The organism is Streptomyces sp. NPDC015144, assembly GCF_043079735.1.
Lineage (GTDB): Bacteria > Actinomycetota > Actinomycetes > Streptomycetales > Streptomycetaceae > Streptomyces.
This window is the reverse complement of sequence record NZ_JBIBUU010000015.1, coordinates 119415-134588: the sequence shown is the minus strand read 5'-3', so window position 1 is coordinate 134588 and position 15174 is coordinate 119415. Positions and strand designations below refer to the sequence as shown.

Genomic DNA, 15174 nt, shown 5'->3' with positions numbered 1-15174 from the left:
ACTGGAACCCATGTCGATCCACGAGAACCTGCTCGGGGGCCCGCCCCCGACCCACCTGCCCGACGACCCGGAGCCGCGCGAGCTGCTCGCGAACGGCACGCCCCCCACCGACGTCGCCGCGAAGCACCCGACCTCCTCCCTGGCCTGGGCACAGCTCGCGGACGAGGCGTTCGAGGGCGGCCGGACCGTCGAGTCGTACGCCTACGCCCGCACCGGCTACCACCGCGGGCTCGACGCGCTGCGCCGGGCCGGCTGGAAGGGCCACGGCCCGGTGCCGTTCGAGCACGAGCCGAACAGGGGCTTCCTGCGCGCCCTGCACGCCCTGGCGCGGGCCGCCGGTGCGATCGGCGAGAAGGAGGAGTACGAGCGCTGCACGGCCTTCCTGCGCGACTCCTCGCCGACCGCCGCCGAGACCCTGGGCTAGAAAGCGCCCGGGGAGTTCTGCCGGGGCCGGATCCGGCCGGATCCGGAACGGGGCGCCTCGGCGCGACCTGGGCGTTGTCGCCGGACGGACCTCGTGGGGAGCGGTTGCCCACGGGGTCCGTGTTGTTCGTAGGATGCGAACAGGGGACCGGAGCTCCACCACCTCACGGAAGGGGCGGACCGCTACCCGGAAGCTTGTGTCGAGGAGACAGCGATGTCGACGATCCACCCCGACCCCGAAGCCACCGGTGCGGAGACCCCGCACCTCGACTTCGCGGGAACGACTCCGTACGAGGACTATGTCCAGGCGGATGTCCTGACCCACCTCCAGCACCCCCGCTCCGACGATCCGGGCGAGATGGTGTTCCTGGTGACGACCCAGGTCATGGAGTTGTGGTTCACCGTAATCGTCCATGAGTGGGAGACCGCCGCGCACGCCCTGCGCGAGGACCGGCTGACCGTGGCGCGCGACGCGCTCAAGCGGTCGGTGCGGGAGCTGGAGGCGCTCAACGCCTCCTGGCACCCGCTGGCCCAGCTCACCCCCGCCCAGTTCAACTCCTACCGCGGCGCCCTCGGCGAGGGCTCCGGCTTCCAGTCGGCGATGTACCGGCGGATGGAGTTCCTGCTGGGCGACAAGTCGGCGTCGATGCTGGTGCCGCACCGCGGCGCCCCCCGGGTCCACGCCGAGCTGGAGAAGGCGCTGGCCGAGCCCGGTCTGTACGACGAGGTGCTCGCCCTGCTCGCCCGGCGCGGCTTCGCCGTGCCGCAGGCCGTCCTCACCCGCGACCTGACCCGGAAGTACGAGCCGTCGCCCGAGGTCGAGGCCGTCTGGGTGGAGATCTACGCCGAGCCCGAGCGCCACGAGGAGCTGCTCCGGCTCGCCGAGGCGCTCACCGACGTCGGTGAGCTGGTGTGGCGCTGGCGCAACGACCACCTGGTCGCCACCCGGCGGGCGATGGGCTCGAAGACCGGTACGGGCGGGTCCGCCGGGGTCGCCTGGCTGGAGAAGCGGGCCGCGAAGAACGTCTTCCCCGAGCTGTGGACGGCGCGCAGCCATGTCTGACAGCTCCTTCGCCGCGCGGGCCGCCGCGCTCGACGCCGCCGACCGGCTCGCCGGCACCCGGAAGCTCTTCGTCCTCGACGACACCGTCTACCTGGACGGCAACTCGCTCGGGGCGCTGCCCGCGCACGTCCCCGCCCGGATGCAGGAGGTCCTCACCCGGGAGTGGGGCGAGCTGCGCATCCGGTCCTGGGGCGAGAGCGGCTGGTGGACCGCGCCGGAGCGGATCGGCGACCGGATCGCCCCGCTCGTCGGGGCCGCCCCCGGGCAGATCGTCGTGTCCGACTCGACGAGCGTGAACGTCTTCAAGGCCGTCGTCGCCGCGACCCGGCTGGCCCCGGAGGGCCGCGACGAGATCCTGGTGGACGCGACGACCTTCCCGACGGACGGGTACATCGCCGCCTCCGCGGCCCGGATGACCGGCCACCGGCTCGTCCCGGTCGCCCCCGCCGACGTCCCCGGGGCGCTCGGCCCGCGCACCGCGGCCGTGCTGCTCAACCACGTCGACTACCGCACCGGCAGGCTCCACGACCTGCCCGGACTGACCGCCGCCGCGCACGCGGCGGGCGCGCTCGCCGTCTGGGACCTGTGCCACAGCGCGGGCGCCCTGCCGGTCGGGCTGGACGCGCACGGGGTGGACCTGGCGGTCGGCTGCACGTACAAGTACCTGAACGGCGGGCCCGGTTCGCCCGCCTACCTGTATGTCGCCGAGCGCCATCAGGCGGCCTTCGACTCGCCGCTGCCGGGGTGGACCTCGCACGCCGACCCGTTCGGCATGACGGCCGCGTACACCCCGGCCGACGGTGCCCTACGGGGCCGCGCCGGAACCCCGGACATCCTCTCCATGCTGGCGCTCGAAGCCTCGCTCGACGTGTGGGACGGGGTGTCGGTCGAGGACGTGCGGGCCAAGTCGCTGGCGCTGACGGACTTCTTCCTGGAGTGCGTCGCCGCGTACGTGCCGGAGGGCCGGGTCGCCTCGGTGACCCCGGTCGCGCACGCGGAGCGCGGCAGCCAGGTCGCGCTGCGCTGCGCGGACGCGGAGCCGGTGATGGCCGAGCTGATCGCCCGGGGCGTCGTCGGGGACCTGCGCCGCCCGGACGTGCTGCGGTTCGGGTTCACCCCGCTGTACGTCGGGTTCGCGGACGTGGAGCGGGCGGCGCGGGCGCTGGCCGAGGTGCTGGACGGCGTACCGGCGCCGGAGTAGCCCGGACCGGCGTATCGGTGGACCGGCCGGTACGCCGGTGGTTCGGCCGGTCCGCCGGCCGGTCCGCCGGCCGGTCCGTCGGTGGGTCGTGAGCGGGGACGGGAACCTTTCGTACTGGTACCGTCCCCGCAGGTCAGGCCAGTGGGGCTCAGCTACCGGAGGGTGGGGCAGCATGTCGGATTCCGCCGCGCGCGATCGGGACGCAGCCGAGACCGAGGCGGCCCTGGCGCATCCGCCGGTCGCCCCCGACGCGTCCGCCGCCTACGGCGACCACCCCGACCAGCTGATCGACTTCTACGCCCCGCGCGACGCGCGGACCGGGGCGCCGGTCGTGGTCGTGCTGCACGGCGGGGCGTGGCGGGCGCCGTACGACCGCGCCCATGTGTCGCCGTTCGCGGACTTCCTGGCCCGGCGCGGATTCGCCGTCGCGAGCGTCGAGTACCGGCGCGGGGGCGGTATCCCGGCGCAGCGGGGCACGGACCCGGTCGCGGGGCGCTGGCCGGAGACCCTCGACGACGTCGCCGCGGCGATGGACGCGCTGCCGTCGCTGCTGGCCCGGGAGGCTCCGGCGGCCGACCCCCGGCGGATCGTCGTCACGGGGCACTCGGCCGGAGGCCATCTGGCGCTGTGGGCCGCCGCCCGGCACGTGCTGCCCGGGGACGCGCCGTGGCGGCTGCCGGAGCCGCCGCCGCTGCGCGGCGTCGTCGCGCTCGCCCCGATCGCGGACTTCGCCTCGGCGGTCGCGCTGGACGTGTGCTCCGGGGCGATCGGCCAGTTCCTCGGCGGCGGGCCGGACGGGGCGGAGTTCGACGGGCGGGCCCGCCTCACCGACCCGGCCGTCCTGCTGCCCACCGGCATCGCGACCACCGTGGTCCAGGGGACCACGGACATCGTCGTGCCGAGGGCGGTCGCGGAGGCCTTCGCCGACGCGGCGGCACGGGCCGGCGAGACGGTGGGGCTGACCCTGCTGCCCGACGTCGGCCACTTCCCGCTGATCGACCCGGCGACGGACGCCTGCGCGGTGGTGGCGGAGGAGATCGCCCAACTCGCCTGGTGAGCCCGGGTTCCTGCGGTACGGGCGGGGCGCGCGGGGCCTGTGGGGGAGCGGTGCGGGGTGTCCCCGGCGTCGGGGGCGTCGCGCGTCGGCGATACGGACGGGCGCGGCGCGGCGGGTAGTACTTGCGACGGACGGCCCGGAATCCGCTTCACTGCGGACGCCCCGGCCCGGGGCCGCCGCCTACCGTGGTGGCGTGACCGAGACCAAGAGCAGAAGCCCGGAGTACCGGATGGCCGCGGGGGCGATGGGCGGCCTCCGGGAGGCCCTCTTCCACGAGGCGTTCGCGTACCGCCCGTTGCCGCCGATGCGGGACGACGGGCCGCTGGTCCGTCTGCTGCCCGAGCGGATACGGGCCCGCGCCGTGCGGGCCCCGCACGCGCTGGTGCTGCTGACCGCGCTCGTGGTCTTCCTGGCCGGGATGTCCCGGTCGGACGACCCGCTCGCCCAGCTGCTGACGCTGTTCCCGGCCATCGCCGTGGCGATGACGCTGATCAGGCCCGTCGGGGCGTTCTGGGTGTCGCTCGGGACGACCCCGGTGTTCGCGGTCTTCGGTGACCACGAATGGCCGTGGGGGCCGACCACCTTCTTCGCGCATCTGGTCGTGCTGGTCGTCGTCGCCGCCCGGACCCGGCCGCGCACCGCCGCCTGGATGTGGACCCTGACCGTGCTCCTCGGCACGTTCATGGACAACATGGTCTGGCGGCCCGGCACCACGACCGTGGCCATGGGCGTCGTCTCCGCGTTCGCCCTGCTCGTCGTCGCCCTGGTGCAGACCCGCCGGGACGCGGAGCGCGAGGTGACCGTGCAGCGCACCGTGACCGCCGTCGAACGCGACCGGCGCACCCTCCTGGAGGAGCGCACCACCATCGCCCGGGAGCTGCACGACGTCGTCGCCCACCACATGTCGGTCGTCGCGATCCAGGCCGAGGCCGCCCCGTACCGGGTGGAGAACCCGCCGCCCGAGCTGGAGCAGGCCTTCGCCACGATCCGGGAGAACGCCGTCGCCGCCCTGACCGAGCTGCGCCGGGTCCTCGGAGTCGTACGGGCCGAGGACTACCAGGCCCCGGACGCCCCGCAGCCCACCCTCGCCCAGCTCGACGGGCTCCTCGCCAATGTGCGCGAGGCGGGACTGGAGACGGAGAAGACGATCACCGGCGCGGTGCGGGAGCTGCCCCAGGGGGTCGAGCTGTCGGCGTACCGGATCATCCAGGAGGCACTCAGCAACACGCTGCGGCACGCGCCGGGCGCCACCGCCCGGGTCGAGATCGGCTATGTGCTCGGCGGGGTCGGGCTGCGGATCGTCAACGGGGCGCCGACCGGTCCGGTGAAGCCCTCACCGGGGGCCGGGCACGGCATCACGGGGATGCGGGAGCGGGTCGCGATGCTCAACGGGGAGATGACGGCCACGCCGACCGGCGAGGGCGGTTACGAGATCGCCGCGTTCATCCCCGTCCAGACCGAGCCCGGGACCCGCGACCAGGACGGTACGCGCACCGTGGTGCTCGACAAGACCGGCCCCACGGCCGCGGGTGCGGCGGCGGAACAGGCGGGCCGGGCATGAGCACCCTCCCCGCCGCCCCCACCGGCTCCGCCGCTCCGGCCATCCGGGTGCTGATCGTCGACGACCAGATGATGGTCCGCGAGGGCTTCTCGGTGCTGCTCAACGCCATGCCGGGGATCGAGGTCGTCGGCGAGGCGGTCGACGGCCGGCAGGCCATCGCGCAGGTCGCGGCGCTCCGCCCCGACGTGGTCCTGATGGACATCCGGATGCCGGAGCTGAACGGCATCGAGGCCACCCGCGAGATCGTCGCCGCCGACGCGGACGCCAAGGTCCTGGTGCTGACCACCTTCGACCTCGACGAGTACGTCTACCAGGCGCTGCGCGCCGGGGCCTCGGGCTTCCTCCTGAAGGACGCCTCCGCCCGCCAGCTCGCCGACGGGGTACGGGTGGTGGCCGCCGGCGAGGCGCTGCTCGCCCCGACCGTCACCAAGCGGCTGATCAACGAGTTCTCGAAGCTCGCGGAGGCGCCGCGCTCACCGGCGCTCGCCCGGATCGGCGATCTCACGGAGCGCGAGACGGAGGTGCTGGTGCTCATCGCGCAGGGCCGCTCCAACGCCGAGATCGCCTCGCACCTGGTGGTCGCCGAGTCCACCATCAAGACGCATGTGAGCCGGATCCTGGTGAAGCTGGGGCTGCGCGACCGCACCCAGGCGGCCGTCTTCGCCTACGAGGCCCGCCTGGTCACCCCGTCCTGAGAACGACGACCGGGGGTGTTGGGAGCAGATGGTCGGGACCAGGGGGTACGGGGGCGGGGCGCCCGGGGCGGTTGGTCGGTCACGGCGGGGTGCGGTTAGCGTCCGGTCATGCGCCCTTCTCCCCGTTCCGCGGCCGATGCCCCCTTCGACCCCTGGTCCCCGGCCTTCGTCGCCGACCCGTACCCGGCCTACGCCGCGCTGCGCGCCACCGGCCGGGTGCACCGCTTCGAGCCGACCGACCAGTGGCTCGTCCCGCACTACGCCGATGTGTCCGCGCTGCTGCGCGACCGCCGGCTGGGGCGTACGTATCTGCACCGCTTCACCCACGAGGAGTTCGGCAGGACCCCGCCGCCCGCCGCGCACGAGCCCTTCCACACCCTGAACGGGCAGGGGCTCCTCGACCTGGAGGCCCCCGACCACACCCGTATCCGGCGCCTGGTCTCCAAGGCGTTCACCCCGCGCACGGTCGAGGGGCTCGTCCCGACCGTACGGCGGCTGGCGGCCGAACTCGTCGACTCCCTCGTCGAGGCGGGCGGCGGCGACCTGCTCACCGCCGTCGCCGAACCGCTGCCGGTGGCCGTCATCGCCGAGATGCTCGGCATCCCGGAGTCCGACCGGGGCCTGCTGCGACCCTGGTCGGCGGCGATCGTCGGGATGTTCGAGCTGAACCCGTCCGAGGAGACCGCCGACGCCGCCGTCCGCGCCTCGCTCGAATTCTCCGCCTACCTGCGCGAGCTGATCGCCCGGCGGCGCGAGAACCCCGGTACGGATCTGATCTCCGCGCTCATCGCCGCACACGACGAGGGCGAGCGGCTGACCGAGCAGGAGATGGTCTCCACCTGCGTGCTGCTGCTCAACGCAGGGCACGAGGCGACCGTCAACACCACGGTGAACGGCTGGTGGACCCTGTTCCGCCACCCTGAGCAGCTGGCCGCCCTCCGCGCCGACCACGGTCTGCTGCCGACGGCGATCGAGGAACTGATGCGTTACGACACCCCCTTGCAGATGTTCGAGCGCTGGGTGCTGGACGACATCGAGATCGACGGCACGATCGTTCCGCGCGGCTCGGAGGTGGCCCTGCTCTTCGGTTCGGCCAACCGCGACCTGGCCCGGTTCGCCGAACCGGACACCCTCGACCTGGCCCGGCGGGACAACCCGCACATCACCTTCGGAGCGGGCATCCACTTCTGCCTGGGCGCCCCGCTGGCCCGGGTCGAGCTGGCCGCCTCCTTCGGCGAACTCCTGCGCCGCGCCCCGGCCCTGCGCCTGGCCGCCGAGCCCGAGTGGAACCCGGGCTATGTGATCAGGGGCCTGAAGGAACTCCGCGTCGAACTGTGACGGGCTGACGAGCCGACGAGCCGACGAGCCGACGAGCTGACGAGAGGGGCGCGGGGCGCGGGGCGCGGGGCGCGGGCGAGCCGGTGCCCCCGGCCCGGAGCGGCGACCCGGCTTCCCCGCGCCCTTTCAGCACCCCGGGCCGCAGGCCAGGGGCGGTCCCTCCAGTACGTCGAAGGCCACCCCGAATCCGGCGAGGGCCGCGAGCGCCGTCGCCGCCCCGAGCGCGCGCCGCCACTTCCGCCCCGCGAGAGCGGCGAGGGTGAGCCCGGCCGCCATGCCGCCGAGCGTCATGACCGGCAGCCCGAGCCACAGCACGTTCCACTCCTTCGCCCCCTCGAAACCGCTGACGAGGCCGTGCCTGCCGTACGGCGCCCAGGCCAGCATCCCGGCGACGCCGCCCGCGGCGACGACCAGGCATCCGGCGACCCCGCGGAATGCTTCGCTTCGGTTGTCCATGATCGGTGTGACGCATGGCCGCCCCGGCGAGGTTGCACCGCCGGGGCAGCCGTCCCGTCCGGCCCGGCTCAGCTCAGCATGTCCCGTCTGCGCAGGGCCGCCGCCCCGGCCCCGACCAGGGCCACCGCCACGGCGGTGAGCGCGAGCACCGGACCCCAGGCCATTCCCGTGCCGCCCGGGAGTCTCGGCAGATGTGTGAACGGGGACAGGTCCATCACCAGCCGCGGCAGGTCGAGCGCGGGACCGAGCCATCCCAGCACCAGGCAGATCCCGGCGACGCCCCAGGCCGCCACCGCCGCCTTCGGGACCGCCCCGTGCAGCAGGACCGCCACCCCGCCCAGCAGCCAGACCGCCGGGAGCTGCACCAGCGCCGCCCCCAGCACCGCCGGGAGGTCGTGGCCGTACCCCGCCGCGAGGCCGAGCCCGCCGACCGTCATGAGCAGGGCCGCGCCGCCGAAGGCGATGACCAGATGACCGGCCGCCCAGCCGATCCGGCCGACCCCGCCCGCCAGCACCGGCTCGGCACGCCCGGCGGTCTCCTCGCCGTGCAGCCGCAGCACCGACGCCACGATGTACAGCGACGCGACCATGCCGAGCATCGAGACCATCGTGGCGAGGAACGCGTCGGTCAGGCCGGACTGCCCGCCCATCCGCTCGACGATCTCCCTGGTCCGTTCGTTGCCGCCGACGAGATCGGCCGCCCCGTCGGCCAGCCCGCCGAACGCGACCCCGACCACGGCGAAGCAGAGCGTCCACCCGGTCAGCGCGCCGCGCTGGAGCCGCAGGGCGAGACCGGCCGCCGTGCCGATCCGCCCCCGGGCGGGCCCCGGTCTCGCCGCCAGGAAGCTCATGCCGAGGTCGCGCCGCCCGGCCAGGGCGTAGGCGACGGCGGCCTGGGCCGCGACGGCCGCCGCGAGCAGGAGCAGCACCCACCAGCGCTCGTCCGCGTAGGCCCGGACGTTCTCCGTCCAGCCGATGGGGGAGAGCCAGGTCAGCACGGACGAGCCGTCGTCCGCCGCCGCGTCGCCCGCCGCCTTCAGGACGAACGCGGCGCCGATCACCGCCGCCGTGAGCCCCTTGGCCAGCCGGGCACTCTCGGTCAGCTGGGCGGCGATCGCGGCCGTGCAGGCGAACAGCGCGCCGGTCCCGGCGACCGCCAGCGCGAGGGACACCGCCCCCGCCCCGCCCGCCCCGGAACCCGCCAGGCCCGCCGCGATCACCAGCGCCAGCGCCGCGTCGGCGATCAGCGCGGTGAGGAGCGCGGCGGTCAGCGGGGCGCGGCGCCCCACCATCGCGGCCGAGAGCATTTCCTGACGGCCGGTCTCCTCTTCCTCCCGGGTGTGCCGGACGACGACGATCAGACTCATCACGGCCGCCAGCACCGCCCCGAGCGAGGCCATCCGCCAGCCGACCAGCCCGCCGACCGAGTTGTCGAAGACCGGCCCGTACATCGCCCGGAGCGAGCTGTTCGCGTTCATCGACGCGGCGAGATCGGCGCGCTGGGCGGCGGTGCCGTACAGCGAGGCGATCGAACCGGCCACCGAGGAGAAGGAACCGCCGAGCGCCAGCACCCAGATCGGCAGCATGATCCGGTCCCGCCGCAGGGCGAGCCGCAGCAGCACCCCCGTACCGGCGAACCGGCCCGTCTCGGCACCGCTCCGGCGCCCGCTCCGGCTGTCCGCGCCGGCCGGGGCGGTCGTGGTCGCGGCGCTCATCGCGCGGTCACCCCCTCGGGGGCGGTGTCCCCGGGGGCGTCCGACGCGTAGTGGCGCAGGAACAGCTGCTCCAGGGTCGGCGGGGTGCTCGCCAGCGTCCGTACGCCCGAGGCGGTGAGCGCGCGCAGCACCGCGTCCAGCTTGTCCGTGTCGACCTGGAGGGTGACCCGGTGCCCCTGGACGTCCAGGTCGTGGACCCCGGGCAGCCCGGCCAGCCCGTCGGGCGCACCGGCCAGCTCGGCGGCGATGCTCGTCCGCGTGAGATGGCGCAGGTCGGCCAGCGAGCCGGTCTCCACCGTTCTCCCCTGGCGGATGATGCTGACCCGGTCGCAGAGCGTCTCGACCTCGCTGAGGATGTGGCTGGAGAGCAGCACCGTGCGCCCGCGCGCCCGCTCCTCGGCGACGCATTCCTGGAAGACCTCCTCCATCAGCGGGTCGAGCCCGCTGGTGGGTTCGTCGAGGATCAGCAGCTCCACGTCGGAGGCGAAGGCGGCGACCAGGGCCACCTTCTGCCGGTTCCCCTTCGAGTACGTGCGCCCCTTCTTGGTCGGGTCCAGCTCGAAGCGGTCGATCAGCTCGGCCCGGCGGGTCGCGTCCAGCCCGCCGCGCAGTCTGCCGTACAGGTCGATCACCTCGCCGCCGGAGAGGTTGCGCCACAACGTGACGTCACCGGGGACGTAGGCCACGGAGCGGTGCAGCTCCACCGCGTCCCGCCAGGGGTCGCGGCCGAGCAGCTGAGCGGCCCCGGAATCGGCCCGGAGCAGACCCAGCAGCACCCGGATGGTGGTGGACTTCCCCGACCCGTTCGGCCCGAGGAAGCCATGGACCTCGCCGGTCTCGACGGTGAGGTCGAGACCGTCCAGCGCATGCGTCCGGCCGAACGACTTGTGCAGTCCGGCCACGGTGATCGCCCTAGTCATGTTTCTGAATCTACGCTACGTTCACAAATTTGTGAAGTTAAGGAAGCGTATAAAGTTGGCGTCACGGCGGGGGCCGGAAGGACAGGGGAGACGATCGGGCCATGACCAGCGAGACCGAACAGACGGCGCGTGCGGAGTCCGGGCGGCACGGCGAATCCGGGCGGGACGTGGAGGCCGTGTCCCGGTTCGTGGAGCGGTTCGCGGCCGAGATGACCGAGGCGGGGATGCAACGGATGGCGGCCCGGGTCTTCGCCGCGCTCCTCGCGGACGACGACGGCTCCATGACCTCCGCGGAGCTGGCCCTCGCGTTGCAGATCAGCCCGGCCGCCGTGTCCGGCGCGGTCAGCTACCTCACGCAGGTCAGCATGGTCGGCCGCGAGCGCGAGCCGGGTTCGCGCCGCGACCGGTACCGGCTGCACGACGAGGTCTGGTACACGACCTTCGCCAACCGGGACCGGGTGCTGACCCGCTGGGAGAACACGCTCAGGGACGGTGTCCGCGTCCTGGGCGAGGACACCCCGGCCGGGTCCCGGCTCGCCGAGACCGTGGCGTTCTTCGAGTTCCTCCAGGCGGAGCTGGTCGGCGTGATGGGGCGTTGGCGCGAGCATCGCAAGACGCTCGGCTTCCCGCCCCACGAGGAGCACGCGAGCGCCTGACGGACGCCTGACGGACGCCTGGCGGCCGGCTCGTCGGCCACCGGGGAGGGCCCGCGTCGGCCACCGGGGCGGGCCCGCGTCGGCCACCGGGGAGGGCCCGCGTCGGCCACCGGGGCGGGCCCGGGGCAGTCACCGGGGCAGGAGCCCGTCAGCGAGCAGGGCGGGCCCGCCCCGGCCACCGCCCTCGGGAGCCGTCACATGGGCCCGGGCAGCATCTCCGCCACCGCGCGGAGGGCCGCCGGGTCGGACGGGTCGATGGCTTCGTACGGGGTCTGCGGCCAGTACGGCTGCCCCTCGATCCAGGCGACGACCAGCGGTACCCCGTCGATCCACCCCCGCAGCCGGACCGTCCCGGTGGGCGCGGGCAGCCCCTCCCAGGGGCGTTTCTCCGATCCCGGCGGCAGCAGCCGCAGCATCCCCTCCGGCAGGTCGTCCCCGCCCGCGTCCCCCTCCCCGGCCGGGAGGACGTCCCCCTCCTCTGCCGGGAAGACCAGGAGCAGCGGACCGGCCTCCGCGCCGTGCCTGTCGGACAGCAGGACGTAGCGTCGCGTCCGCGACTCCGGCGCCGTGGCCGCGCGGCCCACCCGGCGCGCGAGCGGAATGCCCGAACGGAGCGTCCGCCAGCCGAGGTAGATCCCGGCGGGTCCGCTGAGCAGCGCCAGCGCCGCGGCCGGGCCCGAGACGGTATCGGGCCCCATGACCCCGTAGAGCACCACGATCAGGGCCGTGTACGCCAGCGGCCAGGCGGCCCGGCCGAGCTCGGAGAGCCGCCGCAGTGCCCGCACCCGCCACCAGGTCACCGGCTGGTCCGGGCCGACCGGCAGGGCCCCGCCCGGCTCCCTCTTCGCTCCCGCCTCCGCCTTCGCTCCGCTCCCGGGCCGGTCCGGCCCCCGCAGCTCGCTGTGGCGCTCCGCCATGGCGGCCAGCACGGAGTGGCGCAGGTTCGCCTCCCGGACGCCGGCCCCGGCGTTCCCGTTCCCGCCCCCGTCCCCGTCCGCACCGCCGATGGACACCTGCGGTGCCACGGGCACCGGGCGGGTGCGCAGCGCGTCGATCTCCGGCCTGGCCACCAGCGCGCGGGCCCGGCGCCCCCGTAGTGGCCCGGCCCAGAGCAGCTGCCCGCCACCGGGCGGGGCCAAGACCCCGCCGGTACGCGGGTCGCCGCACCACCACAGCACCCCGGCGGGCCCGCTCAGCAGCGGGAACCGCCACTGCGCCGTGAGCGGCCGCAGCGGCAGCAGCTCGTCCGCCGAGCCCCCGCCGCCCAGTACCACTGCCGCCCCGCTCATCCCGGACATCACCGCGACCGAGGAGCGGGCCTGCCACGGCCGCGCCTCCAGCACCCGCCGCATCCGCCGGGCCCGTCGCCGTACCAGCACCCCGGTCAGCGCCGCTGCCAGGCCGCAGCCGACCGCCTCCGGAAGCACCCCGAGGAACGGCCCGTCGACGAACACGGCGAGCAGCACGCACGCCACCACCCACGCCATGCCGGCGGCGACCCAGCGCCACGCCGTGCCCCGGTAGCGCTCCAGCCCGAGCGCCGTCTCCGGCACGTCCAGTGCCACGGGCGCGCCCGCACCTGCGTCCGCGCCCGCGCCCGAGCGGACACCCGCGCCCGCGCCCGAGCGGACACCCGCGCTCGCGCCCGCGCAGGGATCCGCGTCCGACACGCCGCACCCCCGTCACGTTTTCTCCGTGATTCCACCGCTGCCGGACGCTACCGCTCCTCCGCCGGGAGCATCAGCCCCCAGGCCCCTTCCCGCACCGTCCAGGTCCGCGTCCGGACCGGGCCGCCGACCTGTATGTCGGCCCGGTAGCGGAAGTCGGCGCCCGAGACGGTGACGGCCTTGGCCTCCGTCGTCTCCGGGGCGGCCGACGGCGGCCGGATCACCACCTCCGCGAGCCCCCCGCCGGCGCGCGGGGTCACGGTCACCGACTCGACCGGCCGGTCCAGGCCGTTCAGCAGGGCCCCGTCCGCCTCGACCCGCAGCCGGTGCACGGGCGGCGGCTCCGCGGACGCCGCCGGAGCCGGGCGCACCAGCGTGCGGACCAGGTTGCGGCAGGTGTCCCACACGGCGGTGGCCCCGGTGTGCGCGGCCGCCGCGCCCGGCAGCACGCTCGGAGCCGGGATGCGCAACGCGTCCAGCACCACCCCGTCGCTGTCGTCCACCAGCAGGTCCAGCCGCCGCACGGCGCCGTCCAGCGCGGTGCGCGCCGCCACCACCGCGCTCCGGGGCACCCCCAGCGCGTGGGCCAGCTCCAGCGTGCCCGCCCGGCCCACCGGGACCAGCGCCAGAGCGCCGCCGGACGGCTCGCGCTCCCGGTGCAGCTGGGCCACGGCCCGCCGCAGCGCGCGGTCGTCGCCGACCACCACCGGCCGCCGACCACCCCGACGGGCGAGCGCGCGGGCAAATTCCTCGGGCCCGTCGGGCAGGCAGATCTTGGCGTGCGATCCGGCGCTCAGGACGTCCTTCGCGATACGTACGGACTCGCCGTCGGTCCGGCGGGCGACCGGGTCGATGACCACCAGCAGCTGGTGCGCACCGTCGCCGGGGGGCTGGGCAGCCGACACCTCGGTCCTTCCTCGGGTAGCATCTTGGTGCAAGAGCCCCTTGCGCTATTGCGCCAGGGGCTTCGTCTATTCCGGGGCAACCGGTTCGACGGTTCAGGCCGTGTCGTACATCGTCGTACGGCATGTACGACGTTCACGTACGCCCCCTGACCTTGGACATGCCCCGCCCGGAAGGGGTGTACGCCTGTGCCCGCACTTGTGCTGCTCGGTGCTCAGTGGGGTGACGAGGGCAAGGGAAAGGCCACCGACCTCCTCGGTGGATCCGTGGACTACGTGGTGCGCTACCAAGGCGGCAACAACGCCGGCCATACGGTGGTGGTCGGTGACCAGAAGTACGCACTGCATCTCCTCCCCTCCGGAATCCTTTCACCGGGTTGTACCCCGGTCATCGGAAACGGTGTCGTCGTCGACCCGGCCGTCCTGCTCTCCGAGCTGAGTGGGCTGAACGACCGCGGCGTGGACACGTCCAAGCTTCTGATCAGCGGCAACGCCCATTTGATCACCCCGTACAACGTCACGATGGACAAGGTGACGGAACGGTTCCTCGGGAAGCGGAAGATCGGTACGACCGGTCGCGGCATCGGCCCGACGTACGCCGACAAGATCAACCGCGTGGGCATCCGCGTCCAGGACCTCTACGACGAGTCGATCCTGGAGCAGAAGGTCGAGGCGGCTCTGGAGCAGAAGAACCAGCTCCTCGCCAAGGTCTTCAACCGGCGCGCGATCGAGTCCGGGAAGATCGTCGAGGAGATGCTCCAGTACGCGGAGCAGATCAAGCCCTACGTCGCCGACACGACGCTGATCCTCAACGACGCGATCGACGCCGGGAAGGTCGTCCTCTTCGAGGGCGGTCAGGGCACGCTGCTCGACGTCGACCACGGCACGTACCCGTTCGTCACCTCCTCGAACCCGACCGCGGGCGGCGCCTGCACCGGCGCCGGGGTCGGCCCGACGAAGATCAACCGGGTCATCGGCATCCTCAAGGCGTACACCACCCGCGTCGGCGCCGGCCCGTTCCCGACGGAGCTGCACGACGAGGACGGCGAGGCGCTGCGCCGGATCGGTGGCGAGCGCGGTGTCACCACCGGCCGTGACCGCCGCTGCGGCTGGTTCGACGCGGTCATCGCCCGGTACGCGACCCGGGTCAACGGCCTCACGGACTTCTTCCTCACCAAGCTGGACGTGCTGACCGGCTGGGAGCAGATCCCGGTCTGCGTGGCGTACGAGATCGACGGCAAGCGCGTCGAGGAGCTGCCCTACAGCCAGACGGACTTCCACCACGCGAAGCCGGTCTACGAGATGCTGCCGGGCTGGTCCGAGGACATCACGAAGGCCAAGACCTTCTCCGACCTGCCGAAGAACGCGCAGGCGTACGTGAAGGCGCTGGAGGAGATGTCCGGCGCCCCGATCTCCGCGATCGGCGTCGGCCCCGGCCGCACCGAGACCATCGAGATCAACTCCTTCCTCTAGCAGCGCCTTCGGGAAACGCTTCCGGAAGACCCCCCGAGGGGCCGCCA

Annotated in this window: 14 protein-coding genes; 9 read left to right on the top strand and 5 right to left on the bottom strand. The window is 74.1% G+C overall.

From position 1 onward, the window contains the following. The first annotated feature begins 10 nt into the window (after window positions 1-10). The 7 genes from ACF08W_RS24665 (at window position 11) to ACF08W_RS24635 (ending at window position 7338) form a co-directional block, all read left to right on the top strand. Window positions 11-424: a DUF3151 domain-containing protein gene (locus ACF08W_RS24665; RefSeq protein WP_352275712.1), complete on the top strand. Its 414-nt coding sequence runs from the start codon at window positions 11-13 to the stop codon at window positions 422-424. 213 nt (window positions 425-637) lie between these two features. Next, window positions 638-1486, top strand: a complete 849-nt coding sequence (locus ACF08W_RS24660; protein WP_352275710.1) for a tryptophan 2,3-dioxygenase family protein — start codon at window positions 638-640, stop codon at window positions 1484-1486. Further along, window positions 1479-2687: a kynureninase gene (gene kynU / locus ACF08W_RS24655; protein WP_392280555.1), complete on the top strand. Its 1209-nt coding sequence runs from the start codon at window positions 1479-1481 to the stop codon at window positions 2685-2687. The genes ACF08W_RS24660 and kynU overlap by 8 nt, the downstream gene beginning before the upstream one ends. 172 nt (window positions 2688-2859) lie before the next feature. Then, window positions 2860-3744, top strand: coding sequence for an alpha/beta hydrolase (locus ACF08W_RS24650; protein WP_392280554.1), 885 nt, complete (start codon window positions 2860-2862; stop codon window positions 3742-3744). A gap of 244 nt (window positions 3745-3988) precedes the next feature. Then, window positions 3989-5305 carry a sensor histidine kinase gene (locus ACF08W_RS24645; RefSeq protein WP_392280587.1) on the top strand — a complete coding sequence of 439 codons (1317 nt, stop codon included), beginning with the start codon at window positions 3989-3991 and terminating at the stop codon, window positions 5303-5305. After that, a complete protein-coding gene (locus tag ACF08W_RS24640; protein ID WP_392280553.1) occupies window positions 5302-6000 on the top strand; it encodes a response regulator in 699 nt (232 codons plus the stop codon). Before ACF08W_RS24645 ends, ACF08W_RS24640 begins: the two co-directional genes overlap by 4 nt. Window positions 6001-6108: 108 nt before the next feature. Then, complete coding sequence (locus ACF08W_RS24635) at window positions 6109-7338, top strand: cytochrome P450 (protein ID WP_392280552.1); 1230 nt, start codon at window positions 6109-6111, stop codon at window positions 7336-7338. 126 nt (window positions 7339-7464) lie between these two features. Here ACF08W_RS24635 and ACF08W_RS24630 read toward each other — a convergent pair whose 3' ends face one another. The 3 genes from ACF08W_RS24630 to ACF08W_RS24620 form a co-directional block, all read right to left on the bottom strand. Beyond that, a complete protein-coding gene (locus ACF08W_RS24630; RefSeq protein WP_385203338.1) occupies window positions 7465-7794 on the bottom strand; it encodes a hypothetical protein in 330 nt (109 codons plus the stop codon). A 68-nt stretch (window positions 7795-7862) separates the two neighbouring features. Beyond that, the gene (locus tag ACF08W_RS24625; protein ID WP_392280551.1) at window positions 7863-9509 is read right to left on the bottom strand and encodes an ABC transporter permease; all 1647 of its coding nucleotides are present in this window, start codon (window positions 9507-9509) and stop codon (window positions 7863-7865) included. Next, complete coding sequence (locus ACF08W_RS24620; RefSeq protein ID WP_392280550.1) at window positions 9506-10429, bottom strand: ATP-binding cassette domain-containing protein; 924 nt, start codon at window positions 10427-10429, stop codon at window positions 9506-9508. Before ACF08W_RS24620 ends, ACF08W_RS24625 begins: the two co-directional genes overlap by 4 nt. 101 nt (window positions 10430-10530) lie before the next feature. On the opposite strand from ACF08W_RS24620, the gene ACF08W_RS24615 reads away from it, so the two are divergent. Then, on the top strand, window positions 10531-11085 hold the full coding sequence (locus ACF08W_RS24615) for a GbsR/MarR family transcriptional regulator (protein ID WP_385203347.1): 555 nt from the start codon (window positions 10531-10533) through the stop codon (window positions 11083-11085). Between the two features lie 194 nt (window positions 11086-11279). On the opposite strand, the gene ACF08W_RS24610 is transcribed toward ACF08W_RS24615, so the two are convergent. Beyond that, on the bottom strand, window positions 11280-12650 hold the full coding sequence (locus tag ACF08W_RS24610; RefSeq protein ID WP_392280549.1) for a hypothetical protein: 1371 nt from the start codon (window positions 12648-12650) through the stop codon (window positions 11280-11282). Between the two features lie 152 nt (window positions 12651-12802). After that, window positions 12803-13657 carry a diacylglycerol kinase gene (locus ACF08W_RS24605; protein ID WP_392280548.1) on the bottom strand — a complete coding sequence of 285 codons (855 nt, stop codon included), beginning with the start codon at window positions 13655-13657 and terminating at the stop codon, window positions 12803-12805. Window positions 13658-13843: 186 nt separating this feature from the next. Here ACF08W_RS24605 and ACF08W_RS24600 point away from each other — a divergent pair, with 186 nt between their 5' ends. Next, entirely contained in the window at window positions 13844-15127 is a 1284-nt protein-coding gene (locus tag ACF08W_RS24600) for an adenylosuccinate synthase (RefSeq protein ID WP_352275694.1), read from the top strand. Window positions 15128-15174: the final 47 nt, after the last annotated feature.

Bases quoted from the DNA above. Each gene is read 5' to 3' on its own strand.
- kynU (WP_392280555.1), top strand. From the start codon at position 1,479: ATGTCTGACAGCTCCTTCGCCGCGCGGGCCGCCGCGCTCGACGCCGCC.
- ACF08W_RS24620 (WP_392280550.1), bottom strand. From the start codon at position 10,429: ATGACTAGGGCGATCACCGTGGCCGGACTGCACAAGTCGTTCGGCCGG.
- ACF08W_RS24615 (WP_385203347.1), top strand. From the start codon at position 10,531: ATGACCAGCGAGACCGAACAGACGGCGCGTGCGGAGTCCGGGCGGCAC.
- ACF08W_RS24645 (WP_392280587.1), top strand. From the start codon at position 3,989: ATGGGCGGCCTCCGGGAGGCCCTCTTCCACGAGGCGTTCGCGTACCGC.
- ACF08W_RS24640 (WP_392280553.1), top strand. From the start codon at position 5,302: ATGAGCACCCTCCCCGCCGCCCCCACCGGCTCCGCCGCTCCGGCCATC.
- ACF08W_RS24630 (WP_385203338.1), bottom strand. From the start codon at position 7,794: ATGGACAACCGAAGCGAAGCATTCCGCGGGGTCGCCGGATGCCTGGTC.
- ACF08W_RS24660 (WP_352275710.1), top strand. From the start codon at position 638: ATGTCGACGATCCACCCCGACCCCGAAGCCACCGGTGCGGAGACCCCG.
- ACF08W_RS24635 (WP_392280552.1), top strand. From the start codon at position 6,109: ATGCGCCCTTCTCCCCGTTCCGCGGCCGATGCCCCCTTCGACCCCTGG.
- ACF08W_RS24665 (WP_352275712.1), top strand. From the start codon at position 11: ATGTCGATCCACGAGAACCTGCTCGGGGGCCCGCCCCCGACCCACCTG.
- ACF08W_RS24650 (WP_392280554.1), top strand. From the start codon at position 2,860: ATGTCGGATTCCGCCGCGCGCGATCGGGACGCAGCCGAGACCGAGGCG.
- ACF08W_RS24625 (WP_392280551.1), bottom strand. From the start codon at position 9,509: ATGAGCGCCGCGACCACGACCGCCCCGGCCGGCGCGGACAGCCGGAGC.